This is a genomic window from Roseovarius sp. MBR-6, from assembly GCF_040547525.1.
Lineage (GTDB): Bacteria > Pseudomonadota > Alphaproteobacteria > Rhodobacterales > Rhodobacteraceae > Roseovarius.
On record NZ_JBEPPW010000046.1, the window covers coordinates 1 to 6,479 of the forward strand.

The window sequence follows — 6,479 nt, forward strand, 5'->3', positions numbered from 1 at the left end:
ATGTCCGCGCCTCCGTCCAAATGTCTCTCAGGACCGATCTTGCCATGAAGAGGGCGGATCGCCGAGGAGAAACGTGATCATCCGGGATGGAGCACCTATCGACAACAGGCACCAGATGGCGGCCACTTCATTGGGGTTGCTCGTCAGCAACATGGCCAATCGAGGACCGATCAGGAAATGGTACACCGTCAGTCGCCAGGAGCCATATATGAGCGGCATCAAGAATGCCGCGACGAAATAACTGGGATACGCGGTCAGGAAGGATGCCCATGAATCGACGGTTATGAAGTTCAGCATACCGTTCGTCGGCACGTCCCAAGCGATGTGCCAGTCTCCTGACACTGAACATAGGCGCTCAGCACACATGACCTCTCCCAGTGCACATGACCCTGCCCATTCAAACGGATATAGCTGTAGCAGCATAATGATCGCCGAAGCAAAGCAGACTGTGTAAACCGGCCACTGAATTTTCTCGCGTACGGCATTCGGTATGAAGTACATGGAAATCATGTTGATGAAGAAGGGCTGGAACACGATGTGCAAATAGCTCAGCAGGGTGGCGATTTGATTTGAGGGCAGCGCGCATTCATCAATGACCGAGTAGGTAAAGGCCTGCAAAAGCTCCATTGATGAGAAATAGCCCAAGGCCATCCACAACGGTGCCGGTTCTTTCTTGTAGGCGGCATAAGCGGTGGTGGTCATACCCACAGCTGCCAGTACAACCGATGCTTCACCGCTCCAGCACATAAAATCTCTCTCTTGATATTAAAAATGATTGGACTGTCATGTGTCCGCCGCCGTAACCGGCTTTTCTGCTTTTTCGGCGTCCCGCGTGCAAATCGCCTTGTCGCACCCGGCGCTGGTGTCGGCACGGGCCTGCGCCACGAGTTCGGCATTCAATTCCGCCCCCATGAGAATAATGTAGGCAGAAATCCAGAACCACATGAGCAGCACGACCACGCCAACCAGGGCGCCGAAGCTCTGGTTGTAGTAACTGAAATTGCTGACAAAGAACGCAAAGCCCGCCGATGCCGCGATCCAGACGAGGCATCCCACAACCGCGCCGACCGACGTCCATTGCCATTCCGGTGTGTGGCGCGAAGGTGCAAAACGATAGAGAACGGATAGGCGAGGTTGTGCACCGAGGTTGCGCCGGTGGCCGAAACATAGACCACGCGGGCATTGGGCAGCTTATGCTGCAGGCGCAGGCCCGCCCTGCCCTGCTGCGAGGCCGTGACATCGCCGCGCTCGCCCTTTGATCCGGCGGCGTTGGCCATGGCATGGCTTTCGTCAAACAAGATCACCCCGTCGAAATCAGCCCCGAGCCAGTCGACGATCTGGTCGACGCGGGACTTTTTTGCGCCCCGCTCCTCAGAGCGCAGCGTGGCATAGGTGGTGAACAGAATGCCCTCGGAGAGCGGGATGTCGCGGCCTTGTGCAAAACGCGACAGCGGCGTGACCAGCAGCCGCTCCTGGCCAAGGGCAGACCAGTCGCGCTGAGCGTCCTCGAGAAGCTTGTCGCTCTTCGAGATCCAGAGCGCCTTGCGCCGACCTTGAGCCCAGTTGTCGAGCACAATCCCAGCCGACTGGCGGCCCTTGCCCGCCCCGGTGCCGTCGCCAAGAAAGAAACCGCGGCGGAAACGGACGGCGTCAGCGGCATCGTCCGGCGCGGCCGAGACCATGTCGCCGGTTTCATCGACAGTCCAAGACCCCGCGAGATACGCGCCATGCGCCTCGCCCGCGTAGATCACGGTCTCAAGCTGCGCGTCGGACAGACGGCCATCGCGCAGGATGGCGGCTGGAAGCTTGGGCCGGTAGTTGGGTTTCGGGGGCGCAACAGACGCCATGGCCGCCGATTGCACAAGCTTGGTCGGGTGCGGTTCCGCTCCGGGGATGTCGATCGCCTGCAGGCGGAAGGTCTCGTAAATGGCATCCGACAGGCGCGCGCTGGTATCGTCCTCGGTTGCATCGCGCAGGCTGTAAGCGAGGTCGGCGGCCTCGACCTGCACGGCGGTGTTGGTGGGGGCTGTTGCAGGCGTGGCACGCGACGAGCTGATGGCTGCGCGCGTGGTGCGGGCAAGATTTCCTGGGAAGGGGGAAGGGGGGACGTGCGCTCTAGGGCTTCGGGCGTCCAGCGCGAGGCGCGGGGGGACGTGGGCAGTGATCAGCGACAGCAGGCTGGCGACATCAGGCGATATCGGGCGCGCCAGATCGGCGGTGATGCCGCCCGCCTCGCCACCGCGGCATTTGTCGAAGACCGAAATCCGCGTCTCAAAGCTGGTGCCGTGCTTGGCAAACGCGGCACCGGATACGGCACCTGTAAAGACCAGATGCGCCGTCTCGATCAGGCGGCCAAAGGTTTCGGCCCAAGCCGGGGAATCGGGTGCGAAACTGGCACCGGTGATGGCGACCAACCGTCCGCCGGGGGTCAGACGCGCAAGCGCCGAGCGCAGATGCCGGGCTGTCGCCTCGGTGGTGCGGGCGTCGACATTGGCCACCGCCGAGAAGGGCGGGTTCATCAGGATGACGCTCGGGCGCAGCCCCGCGTCGAGATAATCGTCGATCTGCGCCGCGTCGAAGCCCGTGACCAGACGTCCCGGAAACAGGCGGCGCAGAAGGTCGGCACGGGTGTCGGCCAACTCGTTCAGCGCGAGACTGCCGCCCGCGATTTCCGCGAGGACCGCCAGAAGGCCCGTCCCAGCCGATGGCTCCAGCACCAGATCGCGCGCGGTGATCTGCGCTGCAGCCATTGCGGCCAGCCCCATGGGCAGCGGCGTCGAGAACTGCTGGAACCGCTCCATCTCCTCCGACCGCCGCGTATGGGTCGGCAAAAGGCCGGACACCTTGGCAAGGATCGGCAGCAGCGCTGCGGGCGAGCCCGCCCGCGCCAACAGCGCGCGGCCGAATTTCCGCAGGAACAAGACCAGCGCTGCCTCGCCTGCTTCATAGGCCAGCTTCCAGTCCCAGGCGCCGGTCGCATCAGAGCCGCCAAAGGCGCGCTCCATCTCAAGGCGCAGGCGCAGCGCGTCGATCTGGAATCCTTGCGCCAGATCAGTCTGCAGCGCCTCGGCCACCCTCAAGATCGCAGCGGCCGTATCGAGGGACGGGATGGGGACAACAGGCGCAAGTGCGCGCTCGGTCGCAAAATGGGCGAGATGGGTCATCGGGAAACTCCGGAATGAGGAACAGGATCAGGCCCGGACGCGCTCTCTCAGTCACCCTCAGGCCTGACCTCCCCCGGCCCTCCTCTTCCTCTCAAACCCCATGATTTCCGCAGGTGGCTTGTTTTTGTTCCTGTTATGTTCTATTTAAGAACGACGCTAAGAAGGGAGACCCCCGATGGAAAGCACCACTTACGCCCTGCCCGCGACGCCAAAGCAGATCGCCTATGCGCGCGCGCTGGCCCTGCGCAACCAGACACTTTTGCCGTCGGAGATTCAGCAAGATCGGCGGTCCCTGAGCGCCTGGATCGACGCACAAGCCAAGCTGAAGCCGGGCACGCAGGACTGCCGCCCGACGTCAAAGCAGGTCGCCTTTGCCGAGCGCCTCGCCCGCATCAAGCGCCGTGCCGTGCCGGATGAATGTTTCCGCGACAAGGGGCTGATGTCGAAGTGGATCGACGGGAACAAGTGAGCCCGGCACCGGCTGGCTCCGGCCTTCCGGAGCTTCTGCCACACCGTGGCTTGGCAAACCGAGCGTATTTGCCAACCTATAGGTCAGCAGATTAGCCCTTCGGGACATCAGCCTCGGTCAAACTCCTGTCCGAAGGACCAAGACCTGGGCCTGGCTGGACGCCGGGAGGTGCCCACATCGGCCTTCGGCAACCACCGCAAGTCGTAGTCGTCTCTCGACCCAGCGTCTTCAGATCTTCCTCCACTTGGGGCTATCTCCTCAGTTCTTTGGGAATCGTGATATTGGAGCGTCCATAACGCTGGAAAAGTATCCTCATCAAAGAAAACCATAGCCGTATCTTTGAAAATCAGTTACTTTAGGTATCATGGACGCTGCAAGGTCACAGAATCTGAAGAAACTGCTCGATGCCGTGCCCGCCGGGTACCTGGTCGATGCCGCATGGCTCGTCTCCCAAGGCATCGCCTATGAGAGCTTCCGTGACTATGTGAAGCGCGGCTGGCTCGACCGCATCACCCGAGGCGTCTTCCGCCGCCCCCTCCCCGGCACCGCTGCCACGCCGACATCGAACAGCATCGACTGGAAGACCTGCATCCTCTCCACGCAGCATATCATGGGTCATGACCTGCATGTCGGCAGCACCACGTCGCTCGGCGAACAGGGGCATGCCCATTATCTGCGCCTCGGCGAAAGCGCTCCAGTCTGGGTCTATGGGGACAGTATCCCCAATTGGCTGGCGAAACTGCCGATGGATGCCCAGATCAGAACCCGCCCCCGATCCTTGTTTACCGATCCGAAACTGGGCTTGATCGAGGGCAAAACGACCGGCCAGCCATGGGACTGGGGTCTCACGATGTCGACGCCGGAGCGCGCTATTCTGGAGGCCATGGACGAACTGCCTGACCATGAAAGCTTCCACACGCTCGACATGGTCTTCGAGAGCCTGACGACCCTTCGCCCAAGACTGCTGTCAGACCTCCTGCAGTCCTGCCGAAAGATCAAGGTCAAGCGCCTGTTCTTCGTTTTCGCTGACCGCCACGACCATCCCTGGCGCAAACGGATCGACCCGCAGGCATTCGACCTCGGCAGCGGCGATCGAGCCTTGGTTCGAGGTGGCAAGATCCACCCGCGCTATCGGATCATGGTGCCGGATGATTTCGTGAAACCGGAGGCTGACAGTGGCGCGTGAGACCTACGAAGCCCAAGTTGCGCTCCTGGTGCGCGCCCTGCCTCATGTCGCGGGCGAAAGCGTCTTCGCGCTCAAAGGTGGGACGGCGATCAACCTCTTTTACCGGGACCTGCCGCGGTTGTCGGTCGACATCGACCTGACTTACCTGCCAATCAAGGAACGCGCCGAGAGCCTGGACGAGATCAATGCCGCGATGGATCGCATCGCGGCTGCCATCGAAACCGGTATCCGCGGCGCGAAATCTCAGCGCATCCAAGGCGGCGGCGGCGGAGCGACACGGTTGCTGGCGCGCCTCGGGCATGCCGAAATCAAGATCGAAACCTCGCCCGTCACCCGTGGCGTCGTCCACGACCCGGAGGTCCGGACCGTCTCGGCCGCTGTCGAGGATGCCTATGGCTATGCCGAAATGCAGATCGTCTCGTTCGAAGACCTGTTCGCTGGCAAGCTGCACGCTGCCCTGGACCGGCAGCATCCCCGGGATCTCTATGACGTCACGCTCCTTTACGAAAACGAGGGCCTGACACAGGACCTCTTCCAGACCTTCCTGATCTATGTCGCCAGTTCGCCGCGCCCGGCGCATGAGCTGCTCGATCCGAACCTGATCGATCTCGGGCAACCCTACGCGCGGGAGTTCGAGGGTATGACCAGAACAACGGTCCCCCTCGACACGCTTCTGGCAACGCGCCTGAGATTGATCACCGATGTGCAATCGCGACTCGATAACAATGCGAGGCAGTTCCTTCTGACACTTCAAGACGGGGAGCCGGACTTTGCGGCCATCGACCGGTTGCAGGCGGTACACCTGCCAGCCGTGCAGTGGAAACTCCTCAACCTGAACAAGCTGAAGCGCGACAACCCCATAAAGCACGCCGCGCAGCGAGACGCCCTGCTGAAGCTTCTGGGCTGAGCCATGCACCGCACCGTCGCGAGGCAGGTGAGCATTGGCCCCCTGGGTCGACTGTCTTGAATTTGCCTCCCGCCTCAGGATAGGCACCAGGCAAAGCGCTCAGGTGCACTGACGCCTCAGCCGTGGACTATCTCTCCAACCAATCGTGCCAGCCAAGTCGGGAACTGCGGCGCGGCGGACACGAGTTCGGTCTTTGCCGTGTCCGCGAGCTTGGATCGCAGGATTTGCAGGGCCTTGGGAGCCTTATCCGGCCCGAGCCAGGCAAGAGCCCGAACAACCTGGCCGGAGGTCTTGTTGCCAAGGGCCAACTGCCAGCGCGGCGCATGTCGCAGTTCGACCGCTTGCTGGCCAAGGTTCAGCATACGGCTTCGCCCGGAGGTGAGGTAAACCGACTTGACCGGCACCTGCGTGGTCAGGCCCAGAGCGTTTGCGGCGGCAGCACCGCTCGGCACGATCGTCTCGCCCCGCTGCACAGCGAGCGCTTCAATCGCCTGTTCAGCGGACGGACTGCGCGGACCAAAGCGTGTCTGGACAGGACGCAGGTAGATGCCGCGTCCTGCACGGATCAACTCGCCGCGCGTGGCCAGACGCGACAGCGTCTGATCGACCGCCGCGCGCGAGCCGAGGTGCAGGAGCCCCTTCGCTGCCAAGGGCACCCCTGCGTATTCCGGGGTGATGCGCCCACCGATTCCGATTTGATGCGCCCACGCGTTCCGATTTTATCCGCCCACCGATTCCGGGGGATCCGCCCAC

General features: G+C 62.3%; 5 protein-coding genes and 2 pseudogenes. 3 read left to right on the forward strand and 4 right to left on the reverse strand.

Annotated features, from left to right (window positions below; translation table 11 throughout):
- Positions 1-27: 27 nt before the first annotated feature.
- The 3 genes and pseudogenes from ABIE57_RS20090 to ABIE57_RS20100 all read right to left on the reverse strand — a co-directional run.
- Positions 28-747 carry a DUF5765 domain-containing protein gene (locus ABIE57_RS20090; RefSeq protein WP_502950144.1) on the reverse strand — a complete coding sequence of 240 codons (720 nt, stop codon included), beginning with the start codon at positions 745-747 and terminating at the stop codon, positions 28-30.
- Positions 748-783: 36 nt separating this feature from the next.
- Positions 784-1,068 (reverse strand): annotated as a pseudogene (locus ABIE57_RS20095) (YihY/virulence factor BrkB family protein); the annotation flags it as partial.
- A gap of 56 nt (positions 1,069-1,124) precedes the next feature.
- Positions 1,125-3,164 (reverse strand): annotated as a pseudogene (locus ABIE57_RS20100) (strawberry notch-like NTP hydrolase domain-containing protein); the annotation flags it as partial.
- 175 nt (positions 3,165-3,339) lie between these two features.
- Between ABIE57_RS20100 and ABIE57_RS20105 the strand changes: the two are divergent.
- The 3 genes from ABIE57_RS20105 to ABIE57_RS20115 all read left to right on the forward strand — a co-directional run bounded on the left by ABIE57_RS20105 (position 3,340) and on the right by ABIE57_RS20115 (position 5,726).
- Complete coding sequence (locus tag ABIE57_RS20105; protein WP_354540816.1) at positions 3,340-3,633, forward strand: hypothetical protein; 294 nt, start codon at positions 3,340-3,342, stop codon at positions 3,631-3,633.
- A gap of 364 nt (positions 3,634-3,997) precedes the next feature.
- The gene (locus ABIE57_RS20110) at positions 3,998-4,819 is read left to right on the forward strand and encodes a type IV toxin-antitoxin system AbiEi family antitoxin domain-containing protein (RefSeq protein WP_354540817.1); all 822 of its coding nucleotides are present in this window, start codon (positions 3,998-4,000) and stop codon (positions 4,817-4,819) included.
- The gene (locus ABIE57_RS20115) at positions 4,809-5,726 is read left to right on the forward strand and encodes a nucleotidyl transferase AbiEii/AbiGii toxin family protein (RefSeq protein ID WP_354540818.1); all 918 of its coding nucleotides are present in this window, start codon (positions 4,809-4,811) and stop codon (positions 5,724-5,726) included. The genes ABIE57_RS20110 and ABIE57_RS20115 overlap by 11 nt, the downstream gene beginning before the upstream one ends.
- Positions 5,727-5,842: 116 nt before the next feature.
- Here ABIE57_RS20115 and ABIE57_RS20120 read toward each other — a convergent pair whose 3' ends face one another.
- Complete coding sequence (locus ABIE57_RS20120) at positions 5,843-6,382, reverse strand: DUF6088 family protein (protein ID WP_454283829.1); 540 nt, start codon at positions 6,380-6,382, stop codon at positions 5,843-5,845.
- Positions 6,383-6,479 lie beyond the last annotated feature (97 nt).

Bases quoted from the DNA above. Each gene is read 5' to 3' on its own strand.
- ABIE57_RS20105 (WP_354540816.1), top strand. From the start codon at position 3,340: ATGGAAAGCACCACTTACGCCCTGCCCGCGACGCCAAAGCAGATCGCC.
- ABIE57_RS20090 (WP_502950144.1), bottom strand. From the start codon at position 747: ATGTGCTGGAGCGGTGAAGCATCGGTTGTACTGGCAGCTGTGGGTATG.
- ABIE57_RS20110 (WP_354540817.1), top strand. From the start codon at position 3,998: ATGGACGCTGCAAGGTCACAGAATCTGAAGAAACTGCTCGATGCCGTG.